The sequence below is a fragment of the Roseovarius halophilus (ex Wu et al. 2025) genome (genome assembly GCF_047086965.1).
Genome location: NZ_JBKOTX010000393.1, coordinates 1 through 2,431 on the forward strand (window position 1 = coordinate 1; position 2,431 = coordinate 2,431).

Consider the following 2,431-nt stretch of genomic DNA (forward strand, 5'->3'; position numbering starts at 1 on the left):
CGCGCCAGGTGTCGAGCTGTTCTTGTCGTCCATGGTCCATTCTCCTTCGATGGAAAATTAGCGCTATGAACTGTCTCAGGAAACCGTGCCCCAACCCAAGATCGGCCTGCTGCTCCGGGATCGCAACAGTGCCGGTTTCGTCGACGGCAACTCCGCCCTCGAATGGTTCACCTACGATGACGAGGTCGCACTGCGCGAAGGGACAACGACCTTGCCGCTGGAGATTTCCGTGCCCGCCGACGCTGGCGGTCGCTATTTCTTCGACCTTGCCCTGTTCGTCCTCGAAAACGGTAGCGATGAGCAGGACATGGTCCGCCTCGGTTACAATGTCCCGCTCGACCTGACAGTCACAGGCACGCGCATCGTTCAGCGGGTCGAGCCACGATCAGCGGAACTCCGGGTCAGGCAATTGGAAGAGCGGTTCTTGACGGAATTGACGCTTGAGGCGGAGAATGTCGGCAACGATCTCGTCACCTTCGTCCACAACTACCGTGTGAAATGGGTCGGAGAGTCCAAACCGTTTCTCGTCGCCAGCGGCAGTAGCCAACCTATCAGTTATCGTCCGCTGGAGCGGGGTACCGTCCGCTCTCTGATCCCCAGGCGACTGCCTGCGGGCGACTATGAAATCGATGTATATCTCCAGTACGCGGGTCGCCGTACACCGACCTCCACATTGGCGGTGACCATCGCGGATACGACTTCGAACGAACGCTCTGTCGAGATATCCAAGACCCAGAACATTTTCTCGGAGCCACGAATGGTTCAGTTCGAACTGCCACGTGGCGCGACCCGCTCGCAGATCGTGAAAGTCAGAAACTACGGAACGACGTCGGAAGTGCTCGATGTGAGCGTGATCGAACGAAACATTGACGGTGAAACAGCGAATGTCGGCGCCATCAATATCTTGCAGCCCCGTGTCCAAATTCTCCCCGGTGCTGTTCTCGGCGTTCCAGTGACGGCTTCACTGCCACGAGATTACCCTGAAAGCTTCCTCACTGCCACATTACAGTTCGCGGTACAGTCGGGCGTCGTAGTTGCTTCGAGTGAAGTTTACGTCGGCGACCAGACGACTGATCGCACGGCCAGATACGAAGTCACCGATTTTCGGGTCGCGCAAAACGATGGCCCAACGCCCCAGCTTGCAATCCGCCTGACAAACGTCGGCAGCCAGGTCGAGGTGCCAAAGCTCAGTATTGTTGTTCGTGATTCCCGTCTCTCTACGGTGCACCGCGCCGTTCTTGACGCCACCGATTTCGCGCAGCCCCGTGACCAACTCACTCTAATTTACGACGTCTTGGACAGGACTCGAGAGCGGCCGGATATATATTCGATTTCGCTCATAAACAAAGGCGAAACCCTGCGACGTTTTGAGGTCAGCGTCGATGAGTCTGGCCGGCTCGACGTTCAAAGAGATTGACCAAAGATGCGCCATTTCTGCACGGCAACACGAAAGCTCAGCGCTGTGTATCGCTACGTAGCGATAATTGTCGCGGACAGCATCTTCTCCTTTGCAGCCGGAACGAATGTTGCCTTGAACATCTTGTATAGATCTCTGAGACGCGCGCTGACGATCGTTGGGTTGAGCGTGTGCGCTTGGTCTGCCGATCATGTACGTCCCGCCCATGGGCAGACATCGGAGACATTTTCGAATGTATTTTTTCAATCGAACATTTATGAAGCCTTACAACAGGTCGCGATGCAAACCGGCGTAAATATCGTCGCGACTGAAAATGTCACTGGCCTTGTCAGCTTGGCGATCGAGGCCAAGACCGCCGTCGAGTCGGTGGATATGATCCTTTCAGGCACGCGCTACGACTTCGAGGAGTTCGAGGATTACATTTTCGTTTACGATCCGAACCGCGACGCAGCCTTCTCACTCGGTGTGTCAAACAGCGAGATATTCACTCCGGAAAACGTTTCCGGATTAACTATTTTTGAGCTCCTGCCGGAGGAGTTTTGGAAATTCATCACGGTGACACCGGAGGCTGATTTGTTGTACATTCGGGCGCCAGCAGATATCCTTCGAGAAATAATGGCGCTGGTTGCAGCGCTCGATTCAGTTTCAAAAAACTCCTCCCGGCGTATCGTTCTGAATAACGTATCGTCTGACACCGTCGAGGCGCTCATTCCCGACGCGCTTTCACAGTATGTCACGTTCAGCTCGGCTGAGGAGGTGATTTTCGTGTACGGGCCTGAAGCGAGGGTTGAGGAGGTTACACGCCTTGTTTCCAACATCGACAAAGTTGAGGACGAGCCGCAAAAACGGCAGGGCTTCAGGGTGGCCGAGGTGTCGCTTGATTACATTACGAGTGCGCAATATCTCAAACTTTTGGGTCCCTTCTCGATCTCTGTGGGTTGCCGGGCTCATCAAGGGTTGAACGGGCGCTACATTTTGTGCGGCCGGTAGGCGCGTCCGGCGCGTAGAACTCAA

2 protein-coding genes are annotated in these 2,431 nt (G+C 55.2%); both read left to right on the top strand.

Going from position 1 to position 2,431, the window contains the following annotated elements:
* Positions 1 to 85 precede the first annotated feature (85 nt).
* Positions 86 to 1,417 (top strand): hypothetical protein, encoded by a 1,332-nt coding sequence (locus ACH107_RS32000; protein WP_412509659.1) that lies wholly within the window; start codon positions 86 to 88, stop codon positions 1,415 to 1,417.
* Between the two features lie 6 nt (positions 1,418 to 1,423).
* On the top strand, positions 1,424 to 2,407 hold the full coding sequence (locus ACH107_RS32005; protein ID WP_412509660.1) for a hypothetical protein: 984 nt from the start codon (positions 1,424 to 1,426) through the stop codon (positions 2,405 to 2,407).
* Positions 2,408 to 2,431 lie beyond the last annotated feature (24 nt).

Coding starts and splice junctions, on each gene's coding strand:
- ACH107_RS32005 (WP_412509660.1), top strand. CDS start 1,424: ATGCGCCATTTCTGCACGGCAACACGAAAGCTCAGCGCTGTGTATCGC.